The sequence below is a fragment of the Streptomyces sp. NPDC006552 genome (assembly GCF_040611655.1).
In the GTDB taxonomy this organism is placed as follows: Bacteria; Actinomycetota; Actinomycetes; order Streptomycetales; family Streptomycetaceae; genus Streptomyces.
In genome coordinates this window covers 17,247-42,087 of record NZ_JBEXOS010000035.1, presented here as the reverse complement: position 1 = coordinate 42,087, position 24,841 = coordinate 17,247, and the positions used below count along the sequence as shown (strand labels likewise).

21 protein-coding genes are annotated in these 24,841 nt (G+C 74.2%); 10 read left to right on the top strand and 11 right to left on the bottom strand.

From position 1 onward, the window contains the following. Positions 1-108 precede the first annotated feature (108 nt). Positions 109-1,191 (top strand): DUF2637 domain-containing protein, encoded by a 1,083-nt coding sequence (locus ABZY33_RS20835; RefSeq protein ID WP_356493093.1) that lies wholly within the window; start codon positions 109-111, stop codon positions 1,189-1,191. A 51-nt stretch (positions 1,192-1,242) separates the two neighbouring features. On the opposite strand, the gene ABZY33_RS20830 is transcribed toward ABZY33_RS20835, so the two are convergent. Further along, entirely contained in the window at positions 1,243-1,737 is a 495-nt protein-coding gene (locus ABZY33_RS20830) for an ATP-binding protein (protein WP_356493092.1), read from the bottom strand. A gap of 206 nt (positions 1,738-1,943) precedes the next feature. Here ABZY33_RS20830 and ABZY33_RS20825 point away from each other — a divergent pair, with 206 nt between their 5' ends. Next, positions 1,944-5,006: a glycoside hydrolase family 38 C-terminal domain-containing protein gene (locus ABZY33_RS20825; RefSeq protein WP_356493091.1), complete on the top strand. Its 3,063-nt coding sequence runs from the start codon at positions 1,944-1,946 to the stop codon at positions 5,004-5,006. A gap of 45 nt (positions 5,007-5,051) precedes the next feature. Here the strand turns inward: ABZY33_RS20825 and ABZY33_RS20820 are convergent, their stop codons facing one another. Both ABZY33_RS20820 and ABZY33_RS20815 read right to left on the bottom strand, forming a co-directional pair. Further along, complete coding sequence (locus ABZY33_RS20820; protein ID WP_356493090.1) at positions 5,052-6,797, bottom strand: pyruvate dehydrogenase; 1,746 nt, start codon at positions 6,795-6,797, stop codon at positions 5,052-5,054. Between the two features lie 66 nt (positions 6,798-6,863). Beyond that, the gene (locus ABZY33_RS20815) at positions 6,864-8,165 is read right to left on the bottom strand and encodes a protein phosphatase 2C domain-containing protein (protein ID WP_356493089.1); all 1,302 of its coding nucleotides are present in this window, start codon (positions 8,163-8,165) and stop codon (positions 6,864-6,866) included. A gap of 320 nt (positions 8,166-8,485) precedes the next feature. Here ABZY33_RS20815 and ABZY33_RS20810 point away from each other — a divergent pair, with 320 nt between their 5' ends. The 3 genes from ABZY33_RS20810 to ABZY33_RS20800 all read left to right on the top strand — a co-directional run bounded on the left by ABZY33_RS20810 (position 8,486) and on the right by ABZY33_RS20800 (position 10,796). Next, positions 8,486-9,466: a helix-turn-helix transcriptional regulator gene (locus tag ABZY33_RS20810; RefSeq protein ID WP_356493088.1), complete on the top strand. Its 981-nt coding sequence runs from the start codon at positions 8,486-8,488 to the stop codon at positions 9,464-9,466. A gap of 59 nt (positions 9,467-9,525) precedes the next feature. Beyond that, complete coding sequence (locus ABZY33_RS20805) at positions 9,526-10,008, top strand: DUF456 domain-containing protein (RefSeq protein WP_356493087.1); 483 nt, start codon at positions 9,526-9,528, stop codon at positions 10,006-10,008. 89 nt (positions 10,009-10,097) lie between these two features. Then, on the top strand, positions 10,098-10,796 hold the full coding sequence (locus ABZY33_RS20800; RefSeq protein WP_356493086.1) for a 4'-phosphopantetheinyl transferase superfamily protein: 699 nt from the start codon (positions 10,098-10,100) through the stop codon (positions 10,794-10,796). Here the strand turns inward: ABZY33_RS20800 and ABZY33_RS20795 are convergent. The 5 genes from ABZY33_RS20795 to ABZY33_RS20775 form a co-directional block, all read right to left on the bottom strand. Then, positions 10,774-11,280, bottom strand: coding sequence for a methylated-DNA--[protein]-cysteine S-methyltransferase (locus ABZY33_RS20795; RefSeq protein ID WP_356493085.1), 507 nt, complete (start codon positions 11,278-11,280; stop codon positions 10,774-10,776). The two genes, ABZY33_RS20800 and ABZY33_RS20795, sit on opposite strands and share 23 nt — an antisense overlap. Next, on the bottom strand, positions 11,277-12,671 hold the full coding sequence (locus ABZY33_RS20790; protein WP_356493084.1) for an AlkA N-terminal domain-containing protein: 1,395 nt from the start codon (positions 12,669-12,671) through the stop codon (positions 11,277-11,279). The genes ABZY33_RS20795 and ABZY33_RS20790 overlap by 4 nt, the downstream gene beginning before the upstream one ends. Before the next feature lie 164 nt (positions 12,672-12,835). After that, positions 12,836-13,930 carry a ribosome small subunit-dependent GTPase A gene (gene rsgA, locus ABZY33_RS20785; RefSeq protein ID WP_356493083.1) on the bottom strand — a complete coding sequence of 365 codons (1,095 nt, stop codon included), beginning with the start codon at positions 13,928-13,930 and terminating at the stop codon, positions 12,836-12,838. A 304-nt stretch (positions 13,931-14,234) separates the two neighbouring features. Beyond that, entirely contained in the window at positions 14,235-14,981 is a 747-nt protein-coding gene (locus ABZY33_RS20780) for an SDR family oxidoreductase (protein WP_356493127.1), read from the bottom strand. A gap of 109 nt (positions 14,982-15,090) precedes the next feature. Next, on the bottom strand, positions 15,091-15,729 hold the full coding sequence (locus ABZY33_RS20775; protein ID WP_356493082.1) for a TetR/AcrR family transcriptional regulator: 639 nt from the start codon (positions 15,727-15,729) through the stop codon (positions 15,091-15,093). 58 nt (positions 15,730-15,787) lie between these two features. Here ABZY33_RS20775 and ABZY33_RS20770 point away from each other — a divergent pair, with 58 nt between their 5' ends. After that, positions 15,788-16,270 carry a nuclear transport factor 2 family protein gene (locus ABZY33_RS20770; RefSeq protein ID WP_356493081.1) on the top strand — a complete coding sequence of 161 codons (483 nt, stop codon included), beginning with the start codon at positions 15,788-15,790 and terminating at the stop codon, positions 16,268-16,270. A gap of 3 nt (positions 16,271-16,273) precedes the next feature. Further along, the gene (locus ABZY33_RS20765; protein WP_356493080.1) at positions 16,274-16,768 is read left to right on the top strand and encodes a DUF3237 domain-containing protein; all 495 of its coding nucleotides are present in this window, start codon (positions 16,274-16,276) and stop codon (positions 16,766-16,768) included. A gap of 18 nt (positions 16,769-16,786) precedes the next feature. On the opposite strand, the gene ABZY33_RS20760 is transcribed toward ABZY33_RS20765, so the two are convergent. Beyond that, complete coding sequence (locus ABZY33_RS20760; RefSeq protein ID WP_356493079.1) at positions 16,787-17,236, bottom strand: Lrp/AsnC family transcriptional regulator; 450 nt, start codon at positions 17,234-17,236, stop codon at positions 16,787-16,789. Between the two features lie 145 nt (positions 17,237-17,381). Between ABZY33_RS20760 and ABZY33_RS20755 the strand changes: the two genes are divergently transcribed. Next, positions 17,382-18,413 carry an asparaginase gene (locus ABZY33_RS20755; RefSeq protein WP_356493078.1) on the top strand — a complete coding sequence of 344 codons (1,032 nt, stop codon included), beginning with the start codon at positions 17,382-17,384 and terminating at the stop codon, positions 18,411-18,413. A 30-nt stretch (positions 18,414-18,443) separates the two neighbouring features. On the opposite strand, the gene ABZY33_RS20750 is transcribed toward ABZY33_RS20755, so the two are convergent. Together ABZY33_RS20750 and ABZY33_RS20745 are read right to left on the bottom strand one after the other, a co-directional pair. Further along, positions 18,444-19,766, bottom strand: coding sequence for a radical SAM protein (locus ABZY33_RS20750; protein WP_356493077.1), 1,323 nt, complete (start codon positions 19,764-19,766; stop codon positions 18,444-18,446). Between the two features lie 58 nt (positions 19,767-19,824). Beyond that, positions 19,825-20,505 (bottom strand): pyridoxamine 5'-phosphate oxidase family protein, encoded by a 681-nt coding sequence (locus ABZY33_RS20745; protein ID WP_356493076.1) that lies wholly within the window; start codon positions 20,503-20,505, stop codon positions 19,825-19,827. Positions 20,506-20,577: 72 nt separating this feature from the next. Between ABZY33_RS20745 and ABZY33_RS20740 the strand changes: the two genes are divergently transcribed. Continuing rightward, positions 20,578-21,837 (top strand): FAD-binding protein, encoded by a 1,260-nt coding sequence (locus tag ABZY33_RS20740; protein WP_356493075.1) that lies wholly within the window; start codon positions 20,578-20,580, stop codon positions 21,835-21,837. A gap of 147 nt (positions 21,838-21,984) precedes the next feature. Then, complete coding sequence (locus tag ABZY33_RS20735; RefSeq protein ID WP_356493074.1) at positions 21,985-24,810, top strand: glycoside hydrolase family 2 TIM barrel-domain containing protein; 2,826 nt, start codon at positions 21,985-21,987, stop codon at positions 24,808-24,810. Positions 24,811-24,841: the final 31 nt, after the last annotated feature.

Here is a 24,841-nt window from a genome sequence, read left to right as displayed (position 1 = left end):
GCCCCCTCGCACTCCTATGGCGTGCTCTTGCCCCGAAACCCCCTGCGGGCCCGGGTGGCTGGGCCACTATGGCGCCCGACGCCCGCTCGCTAGGCAAGGGACCCCCTGATGAGACTGACCGACATATCGCTGGACTGGCTGCTTCCGGGCGCCGTGCTGCTCCTGGGCATGCTGGCGGCGGTGGCGGTGCTCGCGCGCGGCAGGCGCACCGGGGACGCCGGGAAGAAGGGCGCGTCGGCCGACGAGTCGTGGGAGCGCAGCGAGGAGCGGCGCAGGCGCAAGGAGGCCGTCTACGGCTCCGCCTCGTACGTGCTGCTGTTCTGCTGCGCCGCCGTGGCCGCCGCCCTCTCCTTCCACGGCCTGGTGGGCTTCGGCCGGCAGAACCTGAGCCTCTCCGGGGGCTGGGAGTACCTCGTCCCGTTCGGGCTCGACGGCGCCGCGATGTTCTGCTCGGTGCTCGCCGTGCGCGAGGCCAGCCACGGCGACGCGGCGCTCGGTTCGCGCATACTCGTGTGGACCTTCGCGGGCGCCGCCGCCTGGTTCAACTGGGTGCACGCGCCGCGCGGGCTCGACCACGCGGGCGCCCCGCACTTCTTCGCGGGGATGTCGCTGTCGGCGGCGGTGCTCTTCGACCGCGCCCTGAAGCAGACGCGCCGCGCGGCGCTGCGCGAACAGGGCCTGGTGCCGCGGCCGTTGCCGCAGATCCGGATGGTGCGGTGGCTGCGCGCGCCGCGGGAGACGTTCAGTGCCTGGTCGCTGATGCTCCTGGAGGGCGTACGGACGCTGGACGAGGCCGTCGACGAGGTGCGGGAGGACAAGCGGCTCAAGACGCAGGACCGGATGCGGCGGCGCGAGCACGGGAAGCTGGAGCGGGCGCAGTTGCGGGCGCTCAGCCGCGGGCACCGCTCGTTCGCCGGGCGCGGCGGTCGCCAGGTGGAGGTGACGGCCTCGGCGGGCTCCGCGCAAGGCGGCGCGGAGCCTGCCATATCGCCCGGGCCGACGCCTACGGAACCCTCGCAGGACCAGCTTCCGCTGCGCGCGCGGCCCTCTCTGCAGGCCGTCCGGAGTGGGAGTGAGGCCCCGGCGCCGCCCGTCCCCGTCGATCTGACGGCGGAGGACGACACCCAGGCGCTGCCCCGGCTCGACACCCTGGAGCAGAAGCTCAAGGACCTGGAGCAGCAGTTCGGCTGAGGTCCGGCCGGCCGCGCCGGGCGGTGCGGCGGCACACGCGTGACCCGTAGGTCACACGGTGCCGCCGTCCAGCTCGAACCACACCACCTTCCCGGTGCGGCCCGCGCCGGGCGCGGCGACGCCCCAGGCGTCCGCGAGGGACTGCACGAGCAGCAGGCCCCGGCCGTTCGTACCGTCGTCGGCGATCGGTACGCGCAGCTGCGGCCGGCGCTCCGTGTCGTCGCGGACCTCGACCCGCAGGCCCCGGGGGCCCAGCGTCGCCGTCAGTTCCGCGTCGCGGTCCGTGTGGACCAGTGCGTTGGTGACGAGTTCGCTCAGGAGCAGCTCGGCCGTCTCCGACCGTCCGGGCCCGCCCCAGTGCAGGAGCAGCCGGCGCAGGGCGCGCCTCGTCTCCGGTACCGCTCTCAGATCCGACTTGCCCAGCAGTCGCGTGAACTGCCCGGTCGCTCCGTCCCTCCGCGCGGCCCCCTCGGGCCCTTCGTTCTCCGGATGTCTCCCGGGGACCCCGGCCTCTGCCGGTCCGCCCCCTGGTCCCTGCCGTCCCATGACCCCCGCCCACACGCCGATCCCGATGCCTTTCTCGCTCTGGACTCGTGCTGCTCGGCCTGTCTGTCGAACGCGTACACGGGGATGCATGCCCAATGGGCCTGTCGGCACTCTTGTTTATTCGGCCGCCCGCCACGGGTGTCCCCCCGCCGGGCGGGGAAGGAAGCGTGGGATTCCCGCAGGACGAGGAGTGACAAGGAGCCGCCGTGCACGACGACCGACACCTCGTGGAGGGCCGCCTCGAACGGGCGATGCGCCAGTTCGTGCGGCCCGCGCAGTACGCGGCGCGGACACCGCTCGCGCTGAGCGTCTGGCACGCGCCGGGCGAGCCGGTGCCCGTGGCCGAGGCGCTGGCAGGATCCTACGAACCCTTCGAGACCGGCACGGCGTGGGGAAAGCCCTGGTCGACCAGTTGGTTCCGGCTCACCGGACAGGTGCCGCGGGAGTGGGCCGGGCGGCACGTCGAGGTGGTGGTGGACCCCGGGTTCTCCGGGGACGGGCCCGGGTTCCAGGCGGAGGGGCTGCTCCACGACGCCGACGGCGTCCCGCTCAAAGGCATCCATCCGCGCAACCGGCACCTCACGGTCGCGGCGCCCGCCGCCGGCGGGGAACCGGTCCACCTCCTGCTGGAGGCGGCGGCCAACCCGGCGGTGCTGCGGGACTTCGCGCCCACCCCGCTCGGTGACGTCCTGACCGCGGGAGATCGGCCCGTCTACCGATTCCGCTCTGCCGACCTGGCCGTACTCGACCAGGACGTCTGGCATCTGGTGCTCGATGCCGAGGTGCTCTCGGAGCTGATGCACGAGCTCGACGCGGAGCGCGCCGCGCGCCACGACATCCTGCGCGCGCTGGAGCGGATGCTCGACGCGCTGGACCTGCACGACGTGGCGGGCACGGCCGCGGCCGCCCGCGCCGAGCTGGCCGAGGTACTGGCCCGGCCCGCGCCGGCGAGCGCGCACTGGATCTCCGCAGCCGGGCACGCGCACATCGACTCGGCGTGGCTGTGGCCGCTGCGCGAGACGGTCCGCAAGGCGTCGCGCACGTTCGCCAACGTCACGGCGCTGGCCCGGGACTACCCGGAGCTGGTCTTCGCCTGCTCGCAGGCCCAGCAGTACGCGTGGGTGAAGGAGCACCAGCCGCACATCTGGGACCGGATCAAGAAGGCGGTGGCGGACGGCACGTGGGCGCCGGTCGGCTCGATGTGGGTGGAGTCGGACGCGAACATGCCCGGCGGGGAGGCGCTCGCGCGGCAACTGGTGCACGGCAAGCGGTTCTTCCGGGACGAGCTGGGGGTGGAGACGGAGGAGATCTGGCTGCCGGACTCCTTCGGCTACACCGCCGCCTTCCCGCAGCTGGCGAAGCTGGCGGGTGCACGCTGGTTCCTGACGCAGAAGCTGAGCTGGAACCAGACCAACAAGATGCCGCACCACACCTTCTGGTGGGAGGGCATCGACGGCACCCGCGTGTTCACCCACTTCCCGCCGGTGGACACCTACAACGCGCAGTTCCACGGCAGTGAACTGGCGCACGCCGAGCGGAACTTCGCGGAGAAGGGCGGCGCCTCGCGCTCGCTCGTCCCCTTCGGCTGGGGCGACGGCGGCGGCGGTCCGACCCGGGAGATGCTGGAGAAGGCGCGCCGGCTGCGCTCCCTGGAGGGGTCGCCGCGCGTGGAGATCGAGAAGCCGTCGGCGTTCTTCCAGGCCGCGTACGAGGAGTACGGCGCGAAGGCGCCCGTCTGGTCCGGCGAGCTGTACCTGGAGATGCACCGCGCGACCTACACGACGCAGGCGAAGACGAAGCAGGGCAACCGGCGCTCCGAACACGCGCTGCGCGAGGCTGAGTTGTGGTGCACGGCCGCCGCCCTGCACGACCCGTCGTACGCCTATCCGTACGACGCTCTCGACCGGCTGTGGAAGACGGTCCTGCTCCACCAGTTCCACGACATCCTGCCCGGCTCGTCGATCGCCTGGGTGCACCGCGAGGCCCGTGACACCTACGCCCGCGTGCTCGCCGAGCTGGACAAGATCACCGGTGAAGCGGTGGGCCGGCTCGGCGCCGGTGAGGCGGTGGCCCTGAACGCCTCGCCGTACCCGCGCAGCGAAGTGGTCGCGCACGAGGGCCGGTTGACGCGGGTGAGCGTCGAGGGGCTCGGGGCCCGGAGCCTGGCCGAGGCCGCCGAAGAGGTCCGGGGGCCCGGCGCCCACGCCGCGGCGACCCGTGAGGCGGACGCCATCGTGCTCGCCAACGAGCACCTGGCCGTCACCGTCGACAGCGACGGGCTCCTCAGCTCGGTACGGGATCTGGTCCACGGCGGCCGTGAGGTCCTGGCCCCGGGGGCCCGCGGCAACCTGTTGCAGCTCCACCCCGACCATCCCACCCAGTACGACGCCTGGGACCTGGACGCGCACTACCGGCGCACCCGCACCGATCTCACGGACGCCGAGTCGGTGGAGCTGGTGGAGGACGGGCCGCTGCGGGTCGCCGTCCGCGTCACCCGCGCCTTCGGCTCCTCCCGGGTCACGCAGGAGTACCGGCTCGCGGCGGGCAGCCGCCGCCTCGACGTCGTCACCGACATCGACTGGCAGGAGTCGGAGAAGGTGCTCAAGGCGGCGTTCCCGCTGGACGTGCACGCGCAGCAGTCGGCGGCCGAGATCCAGTTCGGGCACGTGCACCGGCCGACGCACGCCAACACCGGCTGGGACGCGGCCCGTTACGAGATCTGCGCGCACCGCTGGCTGCGCGTGGCCGAGGAGACGTACGGCGTCGCCCTGCTGAACGACTCGACGTACGGCCACGACGTGACGCGCACCCCGCATGCGGAGGGGCTCGGCACCACCGTCCGCCTCACCCTGCTGCGCGCCCCGCACAGCCCCGACCCCGAGACCGACCTCGGCACGCACCGCTTCACGTACGCGCTGGCGCCGGGCGCCACGACGGGCGACGCGGTCGCCGGGGGGCTGGCGCTGAACCTGCCGCTGCGGATCGCGGCGGCCGGTACGGTGGCGCCGCTGCTCGCGGTCGACGATCCGGCGGTGACGATCGAGTCGGTGAAGCTCGCCGAGGACCGCAGCGGGGACGTGGTGGTGCGGCTCTACGAGTCGCGGGGCGGGCGCGCGACGGCGACGCTCACCGCGTCGTTCCCGGTCGCGGGGGCCGACGAGACGGACCTGCTGGAGCGGCCGCTGCGGCCGGCGGAGACCTCGGAGGCCGGGCTCGCCCTGTCCCTGCGCCCGTTCCAGATCCTGACGCTGCGGCTGCGTCCGGTGTGATCCGTGGGGCCGCCGCCCGGCCGGACCGGCGGCGGCCCGCCCGGGTCAGGGGCGCGGCACGTTGCGCAGGTTGGAGCGGGCCATCTGGACCATGCGGCCCACCCCGCCGTCGAGCACGATCTTCGACGCGGAGAGCGCGAAGCCGGTCACCATGTCGGCGCTGATCTTCGGCGGGATCGACAGGGCGTTCGGGTCGGTGACGATGTCGACGAGCGCGGGACCCTGGTGCCGGAAGGCGTCCTTGAGGGCGCCGGCCAGTTGCTTGGGCTTCTCGACCCGGACGCCGTAGGCGCCGGCGGCCCGGGCGACGGCGGCGAAGTCCGGGTTCGTGTTCGTGGTCCCGTACGAGGGCAGGCCGCCGACCAGCATCTCCAGCTCGACCATGCCGAGCGCGGAGTTGTTGAACAGGACGACCTTCACCGGCAGGTCGTACTGGACCAGGGTGAGGAAGTCGCCCATCAGCATCGAGAAGCCGCCGTCGCCCGACATGGAGATGACCTGGCGCCCGCGGTCGACGAACTGGGCGCCGATCGCCATGGGCAGCGCGTTGGCCATGGAGCCGTGCGAGAACGAGCCGATGACGCGGCGCCGTCCGTTCGGGGAGATATAGCGCGCGGCCCACACGTTGCACATGCCGGTGTCGACCGTGAACACGGCGTCCTCGGCGGCGAGGTCGTCGAGGACGGAGGCGACGTACTCGGGGTGGATCGGGACGTGTTTGTCGACCTTGCGCGTGTACGCCTTGACGACGCCTTCGAGGGCGTCGGCGTGCTTCTTCAGCATCTTGTCGAGGAAGCGGCGGTTGGTCTTCGCCTTGACGCGCGGGGTCAGACAGCGCAGCGTCTCGCGGACGTCGCCCCACACCGCGAGGTCCAGCTTCGAGCGCCGGCCGAGGTGTTCGGGGCGGACGTCGACCTGGACGATCTTCACGTCCTTCTGCGGCAGGAACGCGTTGTACGGGAAGTCGGTGCCGAGCAGGATCAGCAGATCGCACTCGTGGGTGGCTTCGTAGGCGGCGCCGTAGCCGAGCAGGCCGCTCATGCCGACGTCGAAGGGGTTGTCGTACTGGATCCACTCCTTGCCGCGCAGCGCGTGCCCGACCGGCGACTTGATCCTCTCGGCGAACTCCATCACCTCGGCGTGCGCCCCTGCGGTGCCGCTGCCGCAGAACAGGGTGACCTTGCCGGCCTTGTCGATCATCCGGACCAGCTGGTCGATCTCGGCGTCGCCGGGGCGGATGCTGGGCCGCGATGTGACGAGGGCGGTCTCGACGGCCTGGCCGGGGGCCTGCTGGTCGGCGATGTCGCCGGGGAGCGTGACGACGCTGACGCCGGAGCGCCCCACCGCGTTCTGGATGGCGGTCTGCAGGACGCGCGGCATCTGCTGGGGGCTGGAGATCATCTCGCAGTAGTGCGAGCACTCCTGGAAGAGCCGGTCGGGGTGGGTCTCCTGGAAGAAGCCGAGCCCGATCTCACTGGAGGGGATGTGGGAGGCGAGCGCGAGGACCGGGGCCATGGAGCGGTGGGCGTCGTAGAGGCCGTTGATGAGGTGCAGGTTGCCGGGGCCGCAGGAGCCGGCGCAAGCGGTCAGCTGCCCGGTGATCTGCGCTTCGGCGCCCGCGGCGAAGGCGGCGGTCTCCTCGTGGCGGACGTGGACCCAGTCGATGGCGCTGTTGCGGCGGATCGCGTCGACGACCGGGTTCAGGCTGTCGCCCACGACGCCGTACATGCGCCGCACACCGGCGCGGACGAGGATGTCGACGAACTGCTCGGCGACGTTCTGCTTGGCCATACTCACGCGCCCCTTCGGAACCGTCCGCTGCTGCCTGCCGGTTCCATGAATTCACACGGCGCGCCGTTACGCCTCCCAAACAGCGGCGGCCGTCCGGTCGTCCGCGTAGCCCTTGACCCGGACCTGGGCGTCCGCGAGGAACGCGGCGAGCCCCGGCGCCCCGGGCTCGGCCCACCGGCGCGCGAGGTGGCGGCCGAGGCCGGGCTCACCGCGCAGGGGCTCGGCGAGGCCCGCGGTGCAGAGCAGCAGCGTGTCACCCGGTCGGGCGACGGAGGCCCGGAAGCGGAACGGGTCGCGGTGCGGTTCGGGGGCCGGTTCGTACGGGCTGGGCGGCGTGGTGATCCCGAGGTCCATGGTGAGCCGGTCGGCGTCGGCGCTCTCGGCCGCGGGCGGCGATCCGTACCCGACGACGGGGGCGCCGCTCTCGTCGGCGGCGCCCGGTTCGAGATCCTGCCACGCGCCGTCGCGCAGCCGGAACAGGCCGCCGGCGCCGACCCCGAAGAAGACCCGGGTGCGGCAGTCGGGGTCGGCGGGCACGAGCAGGCAGCGCAGTCCGGCCGCGTACTCGCCGGGGTCAAGGCCCCGCTCGGCGGCGATCGACCGCAGCCTGCCGAGGCTGCGGTCGGTGAGCCGGTGCAGTCCCGACTTGAGGTCGCCGCGGCGGCCCGCGCGGATGTCCTCGGCCAGCCGGGCGTGACTGAGCCCCACGGCACGGGCGATCCAGTCGCAGGCCTCGGCGGCGGCCCGGTGGGCGCCCGGCGTCGCGCGGGCGCCGGTGGCCATCGCGACGAGGACGAGCGCGCCGGGGCCGCTGCCGAACCGGGCGGTCAGCAGGTTGTCCCGGCGCGGCTCGCCCCGGTACCGCGCGGAGTCGCCGCGCACGGAGGCGGCCCGCAGGGTGCAGCTTCCGTACCGCGCCCCGTCCAGGACGGTGTCGGCGACCAGGTCGGCCAGTTCGTCGGGGTCGGCGACGGGCAGCGCCGTGGGCTCCGCCTCGTAGGTGGGCGGGCCGTCGCCGACGTAGGACACGGTCAGGGGCGCGGGGGCCTCCGTGACAGGGTCCGGGGCAGGTTCAGGGGCCGGGTCCGCGGTGGTCCGGGGCGGCTCGGCCGGCGGGACGCGGGGCCCCGGCGCGTCGGGGGCGGCCGGGTCCGTTCCGTCCGGGGGCCGGGACCCGGCCCCCGGCACCCGGGGCGGTGGGGGCGCGTCCGGCGGCGCCGCCACCGCGCCGGCCGAGGCGAAACGGTCGTCCAGGGTGTCCGCGGTCGCCGCCGCTCCGGTGTCGGCGGCGGCGCCTTCGTACAGCCGGCCCCACCACTCGTCCTCGTGGGCCGGGCGACGGGCGGGCTTCTCCCCCTGCTGGCTCATGCCCTCATTGTCCACAGCACGGGCCGTACGAAAACGGGGCATCGGGAAAATCGGCCGGACAGAAGGTCCGCCGGGCGGCCCCACCCCCCACGGGAAGGACGCCCGGCGGACCGGTTCAGGTGATCAGTCGAACTGGCGCACGCCGTATTCCCGGTGGGTGTCGATGGTGCGGTGGCGCCACATTGGCACAGGGGCGGGCCGTACAGGGAAGATGGGCGCGGCGGGTTTGTGCCGTGGCCGGTTTCCGCCATGGGGCGGTGGCACGGGACCGGCCCGCAGGGGTCCGCACAGGACATGAGGGACGGGAGGGGCAGCGCGGCATGCTGGGTGCGATAGGTCTGGACGAGGTGCACGAGTCGGCGTACCGCGCCTTGGTGGCGGTGGGCGCGGCCGACGTCTCCGATCTGGCCCGGCGCCTCGCGCTCGCCGACCACGACGCCGAGGTCGCGTTGCGCCGCCTGGAGCGGCACGGGCTCGCCGCGCAGTCCTCGGCGCGGCCCGGCCGCTGGGTGGCCGCCCCGCCGGGGGTCGCCCTCGGCGCCCTGCTCACCCAGCGCCGGCACGATCTGGAGCAGGCGGAGCTGGCCGCGGCGCTCCTCGCGGAGGAGTACCGGGCCCGGGCCGCCGAACCCGAAGTGCACGACCTGGTCGAGGTCGTGACGGGCGCGGCCGCGGTCGCGCAACGCTTCCTGCAGATCCAGCTGGGCGCCACCGCGGAGGTCTGCGCCCTGGTCACCGGGAACCCGATCGCCGTGACCGGCATGGAGAACGAGGCGGAGCCGCAGGCCGTCAGCCGCGGGGTCGGCTACCGCGTCGTCATCGAGCGGGAGGTCCTCTCGCTGCCCAGCGGGCTGACCGAGCTGTCCGCGGCGATCGGGCGCGCCGAGCAGGTCCGTGTCCTGGACCGGGTGCCGACCAAGCTGGTGATCGCCGACGGCGCGCTCGCCCTGGTCCCGCTGGTCTCCGGCGCCTCGGAGCCGGCGGCGCTCGTGGTGCACGCCAGCGGCCTGCTCGAATCCCTCTCCGGGCTCTTCGAGGCGGTCTGGCGCCAGGCGCTGCCGCTGCGGCTCGGGGAGAGCGGCCGGGTGGAGGAGGCGGGCCGCGCCGGGCCCGACGGCACCGACCTGGAGATCCTCTCGCTGCTCCTGGCGGGGCTGACCGACGTGAGCGTGGCGAAGCAGCTGGATCTGGGGCTGCGGACGGTGCAGCGCCGGGTGAAGCGGCTGATGGAGCTGGCCGGGGTGACGACGCGGCTCCAGCTCGGCTGGCACGCGTACGAGCGGGGCTGGGTGGCGCGGTGAGGGGAGCCCGGCTCACCCCCTGATCTGCGCGTTCGACGCGGCTGGGGGACCCTTGGGCCATGGGAGCGTGGGAACTCCTGCTGGTCGGGGCCGTGCTGGCGCTCGGTCTGTGCGGGGTACTGGTGCCGGGGGTGCCCGGGTCCTGGCTCGTGTGGGCCGCGGTCGCCGTCTGGGCGCTGCGCGATCCGCGCGGTCTGGCCTGGGGCGTCCTGGTCGGCGCGAGCGTCGTCCTGCTCGCCGCGCAGGTGCTGCGCTGGCTGCTGCCGCCGCGCCGGCTGCGGCAGGCGGGCGCCACCCGCACGCTCGCGCTCTGGGCGGGCGCGGGCGCCGTCATCGGGTTCTGCGTGCTCCCCGTGATCGGCGCGGTCCCCGGGTTCGTCGGCGGCATCTACGCGACGGAACGGCTGCGGCTCGGCAGCCACGGGGACGCCGTGGCCTCCACCCGGACGGCCATGCGCGCGGGCGGCTCCAGCGTGCTGGCCGAACTCTTCGCGTGCCTGCTGATCGTCGGGGCGTGGGCGGGTGCCGTGATCTGGGGCTGACGCCTCGGCCGCGGGCGGCGCCCGGCGGGGCCGGTAGGCTCGGTGGCCGCCGCACCCTCGCGGCGCTGTGCCCTCGGGAGGCGTGCTCCGTGGACCACGTACGGGAGTTGCCGGGCGGCGGGGACGCCGGGCTGTGGCTCGTGCGGACCGACGAGGGGCCCGCGAGCGCGGACGGCGCGGGCGTCCTGGACGCGGACGAGCTGCGGCGGGCCGCCGCGTTCGTCTTCGACCGGCACCGGCTGCGGTACGTCGCCGCGCACATGGCGCTGCGCGGGATCCTGGGCGAGCGGCTGGGCCGCGCGCCCGGCGCCCTGCGTTTCGTGCGCCGGCCCTGCGCGCACTGTGGTGAGCCGCACGGCCGCCCCGCCCTCGCCGACGCGCCGGAGCTGCACTTCTCGCTCTCCCACAGCGGCGGTCTGTCGCTGGTGGCGCTCGCCGCGGTAGCGGTCGGCGCGGACGTGGAGGAGGTGGCGGAGCCCACGGCGGCCGACGACCTGGCCGGGGTGCTGCACCCCGGGGAGCGGGCCGAACTCGCCGCGCTGGACGACCCCTGGGAGCGCCGCCTCGCCGTGTCCCGCGCCTGGGTGCGCAAGGAGGCCTACCTCAAGGGCATCGGCACGGGTCTGTCCCGCGCCCCCGACCTCGACTACGTCGGGACGCTGCCGGGCTCCCCCGGAGCGCCCGGCGGCTGGTCGCTGCGCGACGTCCCGGTCCCTGACGGGTACGCGGCGGCGGTGGCGCTGGGCCCCGCCCGGCCCGCGGACGTCACAGGGAGCCTTCCAGGGTGAGCAGGCTCACCTTGCGCTCCAGGCCGCCCGCGTAGCCGGTGAGCGCCCCGCCCGCGCCGATCACGCGGTGGCAGGGCCGCACGATGAGCAGCGGGTTGGCGCCGATCGCGCCGCCGACGGCCCGTACGGCGACCCCTGAGGCGCCGATCCGGGCGGCGACGGCGCCGTAGGTGGTGGTCGCGCCGTACGGCACCTCGTCGAGCGCGGCCCACACACGCCGCCGGAACTCCGTGCCCTGGGGCCGCACGGCGACGTCGAACTCCTTGAGTTCCCCTGCGAAGTAGGCGTCGAGCTGGTCCGTGAGGGCGGCGAACCGCGCCGGATCGCGCACCGGCCCGCCCCGCAGCCCCTCGATGGTCCGCCCGCCCTTCTGGCCGGGCACGGACAGGGAGGTGAGGGCGCCGGCGGCGTCGGCGGTCAGCAGCAGCTCGCCGAGCGGGCTCGCGACGGTGGTGTAGTACGTGGTCTCACTGAGGGTGTTCACAGCTGTCCTTCTACGAGGAGGTGGTGGCGGGCGTAGGAGCGCCAGGGCCGCCAGGCGTCGGCCGCGACGGCGTCGCCGGGGACGGCAACGTCCGGGTCGCCGAGGGCGCGCAGCCGGATCAGGGCCGCGGTGCGCGCGTCCATGCCGGGCAGCCGGCGCAGCGCCGCCTCGGCGTCGTCGCGGTCGGCGCCCGGCCCGAGGGCCAGGGTGCCGTCGGCGAGCGCGCGGGCGAGCGCGCCGAGCGGACCGGGTTCGTCGGCGAGGGCGTCCGGCTCGGGAAAGAGCCGGTGCAGGCCGCCGCAGGGAGCGTCGAGCCGCTTGCCGTACCGCTCGACGAGGCGCGCGGACTCCCGCGGTCCGGCGAGGAGGCGTACCGCGAGCTCCTCGGGGTCGGCGGCGCCCGGCGACCGCAGGCCGGGCCGGGCGGCCACCGCCGCCGCGAGCCGGGGGTCGGCGCCGAGCCGTTCGTCGATCGCGTACGGGTCGCTGTCCAGGTCGAACAGGCGGCGCAGCCGGCCCACGGCGGTGGTCAGGTCGCGCAGGTCGGTCAGGTGGATACGGGCGTCCAGCCAGCCGCCGCGGTGCTCGGCGCGGGCGCCGGGCTGCTCGTGGCCGGCCTCGTCGACGGAGACGACGCCAGTGCCGTACGGCAGCCGCAGCACCCGCCGGAACAGACGCGCGCCCCGCTCTCCGCTCACCTCCTCCACCCCGGGCAGGAGCGCGGCGGCGAGCAGGTCGAAGACGGGGCCCGCCGGGTAGGGGCCGCGGTGGGCGAGGCGCAGCGGGATCCCGGCGGTGGCGGCGACGGTACGCCGCTCCTCTGCCCGGCCGGGGGCGTCGGTGCGCAGCTGCGTGGGGGTGCGGGCGTACACCGCGCGGATCGTGTCGTTGAACTGGCGGACGCTGGCGAACCCGGCGGCGAAGGCGATCTCGGTGACCGGCAGCGGCGTCGTCTGGAGCAGCACCCGCGCGGTGTGCGCCCGCTGGGCGCGGGCGAGCGCGACCGGGCCCGCGCCCACCTCCGCGGTGAGCTGGCGCTGGACCTGGCGCGCGCTGTACCCGAGCCGGGTGGCGAGCCCGCCGACGCCCTCCCGGTCGACGACGCCGTCCCCGATGAGCCGCATCGCGCGGGCGACGGCGTCCGCCCGCACGTTCCACGCGGCGGAGCCGGGCACGGCGTCCGGGCGGCACCGCCGGCAGGCCCGGAAACCGGAGTTCTGGGCGGCGGCGGCGGAGGCGTAGTACCGCATGTTCTGCCGCTTCGGGGTGACCGCGGGGCAGCTCGGGCGGCAGTAGATGCCGGTGGTCTCGACGGCGAAGAAGAACTCACCGTCGAACCGGGCGTCCCTGCTGCGTACGGCCTCGTAGCGGGTGTCTTCTTGGGTGGTCACGGGTCCCAGTGTGCGCTTGCGCTCCGCTGGGGGCTGGCGGTTATCGGACGCGGGGTTCGTCCTTCGTGGCGCGTTGTCGGGTGCGGGTCGGTGGGGCTTCTCGCGCCGTTCCCCGCGCCCCTTGGAACATGCGGCTTCGCCGCAGTTCCAAGGGGCGCGGGTGGCTATGAGAAGCGGCCTCGCTTTGCCTCCAGCGCGGCGCGTCCTTGTGCGCCGCGCTGTTTCCATACCCGGCGCATCTCCTCCCGCAGCCGCGCATCCGTGCGGGCGGCCAGACGCTGGTTCTCCCGGAGGAGCTTGCGGTAGCTGTCCAGGCGGCGCTGGTGGAGCGTGCCGTCGTCCAGCGCGGCCAGCACCGCGCAGCCCGGTTCCACGGTGTGCGCGCAGTCCTGGAAGCGGCAGTCCCGCGCCAGTTCCTGGATCTCCGCGAAGACCTGCCCGACTCCGCTCTGCGCGTCGTAGAGGCCGACGCCGCGCAACCCGGGGGTGTCGATGAGGACGCCCCCGCCGGGCAGGGCGAACAGGTTCCGGGTGGTCGTGGTGTGCCGGCCCTTGCCGTCGATGTCGCGGACGGCCTGGACGGCCATCGCCTCGGCGCCGAGGAGCGCGTTGGCCAGCGTGGACTTCCCCGCGCCGGACTGGCCGAGCAGGACGCAGGTGCCGCCGGCGACGACGGCCCGCAGGACGTCGGTGCCGGCGCCGTCGTGGGCGCTGACGGGCAGCACCTGGACGCCGGGCGCCGCGGTCTCCACGTCCGCGACCAGGTACGACAGCGTGACGGGGTCGGGCACCAGGTCCGCCTTGGTGAGTACGACCAGCGGCTGCGCCCCGGACTCCCAGGCGAGCGCCAGGAACCGTTCGATCCGCCCGAGGTCGAGCTCGGCGGCGAGGGAGACGGCGATGACGGCCTGGTCCACGTTCGCGGCGAGGATCTGCCCCTCGGACCGCTTGGAGGAGATGGACCGCACGAAGGCGGTGCGGCGCGGCAGATACGCCTGGACGTACCGGGGATCACGGCCGGCCGGGTCGACGGCGGCCCAGTCGCCGGTGCAGATGACCTTCAGGGGGTCGCGCGGTACGACGTACTCGGTGTCGGCGTGCACGGTCCCCTCGGGCGTGAGGAGATCGCACCGCCCGCGGTCGACGCGCAGCACCCGGCCGGGCACGAGACCCCGCTCGGCGAACGGGGCGAACGCGGCGGCCCAGTGGGAGTCCCAGCCGTACGGGGCGAGGACGGGGTGGTCGGAGCGGTAGGACAAGGGGTGACCCTTCGAAGGGCGGCCCCGGCGACGGGTAGCGAGCGGTACGGCTCAGCCGGTGGCCACGGAGGTGGGCGTGATGAACTTCCGGATGCGGGCAGCGCCCGTCGCCATGACCGTCATCGTCTCCACCTCCCTGCGTCCGGCGAGATCAGCGATCTCGGCTCGTGTCCTGTCCGGTCCCTCTTGTCCTGCTTGTTCTGCACGGGCGGCGGACCGCCCCGGGAACGACAGGACCGTATCCCCGGGCGCCCGTGCCGCGCCACCTATTTGTCGTGCGACTCCTAGCGGGACCGCGCCGGCCTCACTGCCCCGCTATGGCCTGGGCCGAGATGCCCCCGTCCACCGGCATCGCGGTGCCCGTGACGAAGGAGGACCGGTCACTGCAGAGCCAGAGCGCGGCCTGCGCGATCTCGACGGGCGAGGCCATCCGCTTCTGGATCTGCGGGGCGATGAACGCGCTCTCCAGCACCGGCATCTGCCGGACCGCCTCGTCGATCATCTCGCTGCGGGTGGTGCCCACGACGAGCGCGTTGACGCGGATGCCCCGCTGCCCGTACTCGGCGGCGGCGCCGCGGGTGATGCCGAGGACGGCGTGCTTGGCGGCGACGTAGGCCACGGAGGCTCCGGTGGCGTACCGGCCGGCCGTGCTGCTGGTGTTGACGATCGAGCCGCCCCCGCCGGCCAGCATCACCGGCAGCTGCTGCTTCATGCAGTTCCAGACGCCGCCCGCGTTCACGTCCATCGTGCGGGCGAACACGTCGTCGTCCGTCTCGTGCAGCGGGCTGTCCAGGGTGGCGTACCCGGCGTTGTTGAACGCGCAGTGCAGGCCCCCGAACCGGTCGACGGCCGTCTCGACGGCCCGGCGCGCGTCGTCGGGTCTGGTCACGTCGCCCACGGCCGCCGCCGCCCGGCCTCCGTCCGCCTCGATCCGCGCCACCAGTTCCCCGAGCCGGTCGCCGCGCCGCGCCATCAGGACGACGGCGGCGCCCTCCTGGGCGAACAGGCGTGCGGCGGCCGCCCCGATCCCGCTCGACGCCCCGGTGATCATCGCCACCCGGCCCGCGAGGAGCCCCTCGTGCTGTCCGTCCCCGTTGTCCCGCGCTACTCGTTCGATCATCGTGTGAGCATACGAACTCCGCGGCCGTCAGGGGCCCGATTCAGGGCTGTCGTACGGTCGTCGCCCTGTCCGGGCCGGACGGCGCGAGGAGCGCCTCCGTCACCTGCCGGACCCGGTCCACGGCCGTGTCGTCACCGCAGCGCAAGGCGGTGTTGGCGGCGAGCAGCACCGCGTCGAGCTGGAACGCCGCGAGGTCGGCGGCCTCCGGTGAGGCGCCGGTGGCGTGCCGTACCTCGGTGGCCAGCAGCCGGCGCCAGTCGCGCTGGCCGGCGAAGAGCGCGTCGTGGACCGGGCCGGGGCGGCCGTCGAAGGCGGCTTGGTTCGCCGCCCAGAAACAGCCGCCCGGGAAGAGCGGGGCGCGCGCGTACCGGATCCACGCCTCGACGAGCGCCCGCAGCCGGGCGGCCCCGGGCGCGGTGGCGCGTGCGGGGTGGACGACGGCCTCGTCGAAGACGCCGCGCGCGTACTCGGCCGTCGCGGTCTGGAGGTGCTCCTTCGTCCCGAAGAGGGTCTGGACGCCGCTCTTGCTGACGCCGACTCCGGTGGCGAGCACGCCGAAGCTGAGCCCGTCGAGCCCCTCCAGTGACGCGACGTCGACGGCACGACGCAGGATCGCGGCGCGCGAGCGCGCTCCGCGCAGCAGCCGCCGGTCGCCGGTCCCCTCATCCGATGCGCTCATGACGGGCATTCTTCCAGAGCCCTTGCCGAAAGCGTACGTACGGCCGTACGTTTTGTTTATGGACACCACGGACCAGGCTTCGGCCTCCCTGGACAGCATCCGCATGCTCAAACTGGCGCACGCGCTCGCCGCCGCCAAGAGCCGGCAGGATGTGCCCGCGGCCCTGCGCTGCCTCCATCCCGACATGACGCTGCACGCCCCGGCCCTCGGTTCGCAGGCGCGGGGGACGGCCGCCAACGAGAGGGCGCTGGCCGGCTTCTTCGCCTCCTTCCCCGACTACGAGGTCGCGCTGGAGGGCCACGCGCTCGGCGCCGGCACGCTCGTGTGCTGGGGGACGGCGCGGCTGACCATGACCGGCGACCGGTTCGGGGTGCGGCCCACGGGGCGGCGGGCCGTGCTGCCGGTGACCATCCGGTTCGGCTTCCGGGACGGCCTGATCGCGAGCGAGGTGTTCTGCTTCGACCTGGCGGAGCTCTGCGCGCAGTCGGGGGTCTCGACAGACACCGTCCGGGCCACGCTGTTCGGCGACAGGAGGCGATGAGAGATGGCACTCGACCCCCGCGTGAAAGAGGTCGCCGAGCCGCGCACCGTCCGGCTCTTCGACATGGTCGTCGACCTGGACCCGCGCCGCGACTTCGGCACGGGGCCGCTGGGGCGGCGGATGTTCTTCGGCTCCGCGGGCGGCACGTTCGCCGGGCCCCACCTGCGCGGCGACGTGCTGCCGGTGGGCGGCGACTGGGGCCTGTTCCGGCCGGACGGCACGCTGACGCTGGACGTACGGCTGCCGCTGCGCACCCACGACGGCGACCTGGTGCACATGACGTACGGCGGACGGTGGGTCACCCCGCCCGGGGCGCGGGCCGAGACGGCGGACCCGGACCGGCGCCACCTCGTCGACCCCGCCCGCTACTACTTCCGCACCAACCCGCTCTTCGAGACGGGCTCGCGGCGCTACGCGTGGCTCAACGACGTGGTGTGCGTCGCCTCGGGCTACCTGGTGGAGGGCGGCATCGGCTACCGGGTCAGCCAACTCCTGTAGCCCGCACCCGGACACGCGTCAGACCGGCAGGCCGCGCGGCTCCTTGACGCGCTTCATGATGATCTGCGAGTTCACCTCGGTGACCCCGTCGAGCGTGGTCAGCCGCTCGATCCACAGCCGCTCGTACGCGGCCAGGTCGGCGACCGCGATGCGCAGCAGGCAGCCGGGGCTGCCGAAGAGGCGGTGAGCCTCGATGACGTCCGGGATGTCCTGAAGGGCGCGTTCGAAGGCCTCGACGGCGGCGCGGTCGCGGCGGACCTCGATGGAGACGAGGACCTCGAAGCCGCGGCCGACGGCGGCCGGGTCCACGACCGCGCGGTACCCCTGGATGACACCGTCCGCCTCCAGCTGGCGGACGCGGCGCAGGCAGGGCGAGGGGCTCAGGCCGACCCGCTGGGCCAGCTCCTGGTTGCTGAGACGCCCGTCCGCCTGGAGCTCGCGCAAGATCTGCCTGTCGATCCGGTCCATGACGCAATTGTGCGCCATGGACCGGACACCCACCGGCCATCATTCGCAATCGGATTGCGCACTCCTGGAATTATCCTTGCTGAAGATCGAACGTGTGCGCGCTCCCCCGGGCCGCACCCCTTCCCCCTTCGCGAGGCAGCCCCCCATGGAACGCACCCGCGCGCCCAGGCGCGTCACTCTCATCAGCACCGGCGGCACCATCGCCAGCCGCTGGCAGGGCACCGGCTATGCCGCCGACGCCGGCGGGGACACCGTGCTGGCCAGCGCCGCCGTGCCGGACGGGGTGGCGGTCGAGGTCGTCGACCTGTTCAACGTGAACAGCTCGCGGATGACCAGCGAGCGGCAGCTGACCCTGCTGCGCACCGTGCGGGAGGTCCTCGCGGACCCGGCGGTGGACGGCATCGTCGTCACGCACGGCACGGACACGCTGGAGGAGTCCGCGTTCCTGCTCGACCTGCACCACGACGACCCGCGCCCGGTGGTCTTCACCGGCGCGCAGAAGCCGCTCGGCGCCGCCGACGGCGACGGTCCGGGGAACATGTACGACGCGCTCCAGGTCGCCGCCTCCGTGCGGGACCTGGGCGTCCTGGTCGTCTTCGACGGGCGGGTGCACGCCGCGCGCGGCACCGTGAAGACGCAGACCCTCGCGGCGAACGCCTTCGCGGACCCCTCGGCCGGGCCGCTGGGCCGGCTCGGCTTCGGCCGGGTGGACATCCGCACCGGGCCGCGGCGTCCGGCCCCGCTGCCGGCGCCGGACGCGGCCGCGCCGCCGCGCGTCGACATCGTCATGCACCACAGCGACGCCGATCCCGCGCTCTTCGAGGCCGCGCTCGCCGCGGGCGCGCGGGGCGTCGTGCTCGTCGCCACCGGCGCCGGCAACGCGACCCCCGAGTTCGTCGACGCGGTCGCGGCCGCCGTCCGCCGCGGCGTCCTGGTCGCCGTCAGCACCCGGGTCCCGGCCGGACCGCTCGCCGAGATCTACACCGGGGGCGGCGCCGTCGACCTGGTCGCCGCGGGCGCCGTGCTCTCCGGCACGCTGCGCGCGGGCCAGACCCGGATCGCCGTGCTCGCCGCGCTCCTGGCGGACGCGGCCCCCGCCGCCCGCCCCGCGCTGCTGCGCCGGCTGATCGCCGCGCCGCTCCCCGAGGACGACGCGGCGGCGGAGAAGGCCGCGTAGGCGTCAGGAGGCGGGCGCGGCGGGTGGCGCTCAGACCTCCACGGCCTCCTCGTTCGGGGCGAGGCTGTCCATGAAGGAGCTGACCGAGAAGACGGCGCGGCCCGCGCCCGAGGGGCCGTAGCCGGGCGGGGACGAGAGGCCGAACTCGTCCATCGTGGAGCGGTAGGCCTCCAGGAGCCGGATGTGGTACTCCAGCGGCGCGCCGTTCGGGTTCTCCTTGCCGAGCGGTGTCGTCGGCTCCGGGCACCACGTGGTGAAGCGCGGGGTGATGCCGTTCGACATGAAGAAGCGCAGCCCCTCCGTGGTGGAGGCGATGGCCTCGTCGACCGTCGTGAAGCCGAAGGGCTGGGCCATCTCGACGCCGGCCACGAAGTTCGGGATCACGTTGCGCGCGCCGAAGACGTCGCGGGAGTCCAGGATGCGCTTGTGCCACTCGTCGCGGCCGACGTACCGCTCCTTGCCGGGGCAGTACATCTTGAACAGGTACTCGTCCCACACCTCGTAGTTGGGGTGGTAGATCTGGATGCCGTAGTCCTTGAAGCGCTGGACGGCGTCCTTGGGCAGCGCCTGCGCGACGACCTTGCCGATCCAGCGGCCGGGGAAGTACTCCTCGATGGCCTTGGCGTAGCGCCCGTAGAAGTCCGCCTCGTCCAGGCCCTGGACCTTCGAGGTGATGGCGCCGCCGGTGAGCGTGTAGGCGGTGGAGGCCTTCGCGGTGTCGTACTTGTCGATGATCTCCAGCGCCTCGAGGACCTCGTCCACGTCCTTTACGCCCGTGTACGGGCGGCCCGCCGCCTTGTGCTGGCGCCAGTTGTGGTTGATGTCGCAGTACTGGCACTCCTCCTTGGCGCCGAAGTACTGGCAGACGCGGAACGCGGTCAGGTAGATCAGGTAGCCCCACTGGATGGTGGGGGCCACCTCCATGACCGACTTCCCGTTGGAGAGCTTGTGCCGGTAGTACTCCGGCATCGGGGGCACGCCGACGTCGGAGATCCGCTTGCCGTCGAGGTAGAGGCCGAGCATGCCGTCCTCGGACGCCGCGACGCGGTAGGGCGACGAGGGGTTCACGCGGACCGAGACGACCGTGCGCCGCAGGTCGTAGGGGCCGCCGGTGAGGACGATCTCCTCGGGCGGGCGGCGCAGCGCGGCCTCGCCCAGCTCGGGCAGTGTGCCGTGGTCGAAGGAGAAGATGAAGTACGACTTCGGCTTGACCTCGCCGCCCTCGTTGTCACTGAGAGCCGAGGGATCGAAGGCGACACCGCCGCGGAGCAGGTCCTCCTTGAAGACGGCCTCTCTCGGAACGTGCGGGAAGCGCTCCATCAGGTCCTCGACGAGTGCCGTGCGGCTCTGCATCCCGTTCTCCTTGCTCTACGACCGGTTCGACACCTCACGGTATGCCCCCGCTTGTCGCTCAGCCCTGGCGGGTCCCTGCTCGGGCCACCACGTGGGCGGGCGCGGTGATGCCGTGCGGCAGCAGCGGGTCGGCGGTGGGGGCGCCCCAGCGGGCGGTGAGCGGCAGCGTGCCGGCCCAGCGGCCCAGCACGGCGTCCGGGGAGTGGCCGTCGTCCGGCGGACCGGCGCTGATCTTGACCGACGCCTCGGTCAGGGGCAGGGCGAGGACGGTGGTGGCCGCGAGCTCCTTGCGGTTCGGGCGGCGGGCGTAGTCCCACTGGCCGGGGGCGGCGTGGTCGGTGAGGACGCGCAGCGCCTCGGTCTTCTCGTCGTCGCCGGTGAGGACCCGCGGGACGCCGTAGATCATCGCGGACCGGTAGTTCACGCCGTGCTCGAAGACGGAGCGGGCGAGGACGAGGCCGTCGACGTGGGTGACGGTGACGCATATCTCCGCCGCCGGGTCGCTCGCCAGGCTGCGGCCGGCCACCGAGCCGTGCACGTACAGGTTCCGCTCGTCGCGCCCGTACACCGTGGGGACGACCATCGGGGCGCCGTCCACCACCACCCCCAGGTGGCAGACGAAGCCGGCGTCGAGGACGGCTTCGAGGTCGGCGCGGGCGAACGCCACCTTCTCGCGCATGCGGCGGGGGCGGGTGCGGTCGGTGGGAGCGGCGGTGCCCGGCGGCTCGGTGTGCGTCATGCGCCGGAAGAGTACTCCCGGGCCCGCGTGGTCCAATCTGCGGGACGCCCGCACCGCAGGAAGGCAGCTCCCGTGTCCGAGACCAGCCCCACCGCCCCCGTCAACTGGGCCCGCAACATCACCTTCTCCGCCGCCGAGCTGCACCGGCCGCGGAGCCTGGACGCCCTGCGCGGCCTCGTCGCGCGGAGCGCGCACATACGGGTCCTCGGCAGCGGCCACTCCTTCAACCGGATCGCCGACGTGGACGCCGGCCGGTCCGGCGTCCTGGTCTCCCTGGCCGCGCTGCCGGGCGGCATCGAGATCGACGGCGCCGCGCGGACCGTGCGGGTCGGCGGCGGGGTGCGCTACGCCGAACTCGCCGCGGAACTGCACGCGCACGGGTTCGCGCTGCCCAATATGGCCTCGCTCCCGCACATCTCGGTCGCCGGGTCCGTGGCGACCGGCACGCACGGCTCCGGGGTGCGCAATCCGTCCCTCGCGGAGGCCGTGCGCGCCGTGGAACTGCTCACCGGTGACGGCGAGACGGTCACCCTGGCGCGCGGCGACGCCGGCTTCGAGGGGGCGGTCGTCTCGCTGGGCGCGCTCGGCGTCGTGCTGTCCCTCACCCTCGACGTGGAGCCCGCCTTCGAGGTGGCCCAGCACGTCTTCGGCGAACTGCCTTTTCAGGGCCTCGACTTCGCGTCCGTCGCCGCGGCCGCGTACAGCGTCAGCCTCTTCACCGCGTGGCGCGGCCCGCACTTCGACCAGGTGTGGCTGAAGCGGCGACTGCCCGAGCCGCTCGGCTTCCCCTGGGCCGAGCCCGCCACCGCGGCGCAGCACCCGGTGCCCGGGATGCCGGCCGTCCACTGCACCGAGCAGTTCGGCGTGCCGGGGCCCTGGCACGAGCGGCTGCCGCACTTCCGGGCCGCGTTCACCCCGAGCAGCGGCGAGGAGCTGCAGTCGGAGTACCTGCTGCCGCGGGAGCACGCCATGGCGGCGCTGCACGCGCTCGACGCGGTGCGGGAGCGGATCGCGCCGGTGCTCCAGGTGTGCGAGGTGCGGACCGTCGCGGCCGACACGCAGTGGCTGAGCCCCGCCTACGGCCGCTCCACGGTCGCCTTCCACTTCACGTGGGTGGCGGACACGCCGCGGGTGCTGCCCGTGGTCTCGCTCGTCGAGGACCGGCTGCGCGAGTTCGCCGCACGCCCGCACTGGGGGAAGGTGTTCACCGCGGCGCCGCGGCAGGTCATCGAGGGCTATCCGCACGCCGCGCGGTTCGCGGCGCTCGTGCGGCGGCTCGACCCGCGGGGCACGTTCAGCAACGCGTTCGTCCGGGCGCTCCTGGAGGGCTGACGCGGTCCCGGCGAGGACTCCCGTGTCCCGGCTTGGACGGGGCGCCAGGACTTTCGCGCCGATGGTTGGACTTTCGCCGCTCCTCGTGGCCAGGTGCGCGGTCGCCGGGGGACCCTTGCCCTGTCCGACCCCGTCGCCAGGAGAGCCATGTCCTTCTCGTACGTCGACGATGTCTCGCCCGGGACCGGGGCGCTGCCGCCCCGCTCCTGGTACGCCCGCTCCTCCGCCACCAGCCTGTCCCTGAACGGCGCCTGGCGGCTGCGGCTGTCGCCGGCGGCCGACGCCGAGGACGAGTCCTTCGCCGCCGAGGGGTACGACGCCCGCGCGTGGGACGAGGTGGCGGTGCCGGGCCACTGGGTCCTCCAGGGGCACGGTGCGCCGGTCTACACCAACCACCTCTATCCGTTCCCGGTCGACCCGCCGCACGTGCCGACGGAGAACCCGACCGGCGACCATCTGCGCACGTTCGACCTGCCGGCGGCGTGGCCCGCGGACGGCACGGCCACGCTGCGCTTCGACGGGGTGGAGTCCTGCGCGCGGGTGTGGCTGAACGGCACCTGCCTCGGTGACTTCAAGGGCAGCCGCCTGCCGCACGAGTTCACGGTCGGCCCGCTGCTGCGGCCCAGGGGGAACGTGCTCGCGGTCCGGGTCCACCAGTGGTCGGCCGGCTCGTACCTGGAGGACCAGGACCAGTGGTGGCTGCCGGGCATCTTCCGCGACGTGACCCTGCTGCACCGGCCCGCCGGGTGCGCCGGTGACTTCTTCGTGCACGCCGCGTACGACCACACGGCCGGCACGGGCACGCTGCGCGTCGAGAGCGACGTCGCCGGCCGGGTCACCGTGCCGGAGCTGGGGATCGACGCCGCGACGGGCGCGCCGGTGACCGTACCCGTGGAGCCCTGGACGGCGGAGACGCCGCGGCTGTACGCGGGCACGCTGGACACCGGCGGCGAGCGGGTCCCGCTGCGCGTCGGCTTCCGCACGGTCGCCCTGTCGGACGGCCGGATCACGGTGAACGGCAGGCCGGTCCTCTTCAAGGGCGTCAACCGGCACGAGTGGCACCCCGAGCGTGGCCGCGCCCTGGACGCCGCCACCATGCGCCGCGACGTCGAGCTGATGAAGCGGCATCACATCAACGCGGTGCGCACCTCTCACTACCCGCCGCACCCCGCCTTCCTCGACCTGTGCGACGAGTACGGCCTTTGGGTGATCGACGAGTGCGACCTGGAGACCCACGGCTTCGTCGAACAGGGCTGGCGCGACAACCCCGTCGACGACGACCGGTGGACGCCCGCGCTCCTGGACCGCGCGGCCCGCATGGTCGAGCGCGACAAGAACCACCCTTCGGTGGTGCTGTGGTCCCTGGGCAACGAGGCGGGCACCGGCCGCGGCCTCACCGCGATGGCGACGTGGATCCGCGGCCGCGACCCGGAGCGGCTCATCCACTACGAGGGCGACCCCGGCTGCCGGGACACGGACGTCTACTCGCGGATGTACGCGGACCACGCCGAGGTCGACCGGATCGGCCGCGGGCTCGACGGCGGTCCGGCCCGCCGCCGCGCGCTCCCTTTCCTGCTGTGCGAGTACGCGCACGCCATGGGCAACGGCCCCGGCGGACTCGCCGACTACCAGCGGCTGTTCGAGACCCACGACCGGTTGCAGGGCGCCTTCGTGTGGGAGTGGATCGACCACGGGATCGCCGACGAGCGGTTCGGCTACGCGTACGGCGGCGACTTCGGCGAGGAGCTGCACGACGGCAACTTCGTCTGTGACGGTCTCCTCTTCCCCGACCGGACGCCGTCGCCCGGGCTGACCGAGTTCGCGAAGGTGATCGCGCCGGTCCGCATCGAGGTCGACAGCCCCGCGGGCACGGTCCGCGTCGCAAACCGCCACGACTTCCGCGACCTGTCCGGGCTCGCCTTCTCCTGGGCGTACGAGATCGAGGGCGAGGCGGCCGCGGCGGGCCCGCTCGCCGTGCCGCCGCTCGCGCCGGGCGAGCACGCCGAGGTGAAGCTGCCGGCCGCGCCGGCCGACGGGGGCGGCAAGGAGACGCAGTGGACGGTCCGGGCGCACGACGCGGACGGCCACGAGGTGGCGTGGGGCCAGGCGCCCGCCGCGCCCCGCGCCCTACCGGTGGAGCGCTTCGCGCAGCGGCCCGTCGCCTCCTGCGGGTCGCTCACGCTCGGCCCGGGCCGCTTCGATCCGCGCACCGGACAGCTGTGCGCGCTCGGCGGGACCGAGGTGCACTCCCCGCGGCTGGACGTGTGGCGAGCCCCCACTGACAACGACAACGGTGCGAGCTGGCAGGACGGTGAGCGGCTCGGGCCGCTGTGGCGGCAGTGGGGGCTGCACCGCATGCGGCACCGGCTGGACGCGGTGGAGGTGGGCGAGGACGCGCTGACCGTACGCACCCGGGTGGCCCCGGCGGGCCGGGACATCGGGCTGCGGACGGTGTACCGCTGGAGCGCGGACGGCGACCGGCTGCGGCTGGCCGTCTCCGTCACGCCCGAGGGCGACTGGCGGCTGCCGCTGCCGCGGCTCGGCGTGCGCCTCGGGCTGCCCGGGGGCGCCGACGCGGTCCGCTGGTTCGGCGGCGGCCCCGGCGAGGCCTACCCCGACACGCGGGCGGCGGCCCGGACCGGCCGGTGGCACGCCGACGTGGACGCGCTCCAGACGCCGTACGTGCGGCCGCAGGAGAACGGGGCGCGGGTGGACGTGCGCTGGGTGGAACTCGGCGGTCTGCGTATCGAGGGTGCCCCGGACTTCGCGTTCACGGCCCGGCGTTGGACGACGGAACACCTCGACGCGGCGGACCACCGCACGGATCTGCGCCCCGGCCCCACGGTCTGGGTCAACCTCGACCACGCCCAGCAGGGCATCGGCTCCCAGTCGTGCGGGCCCGGGGTGCTGCCGCGTCACCGCCTGTCAGCGGCGCCGGCCGCGTTCACGTTCACGTTCCGGGAGCGGGCGTGAGGAGCGACGGGGTCCCGGCGCGCAGCGGCCC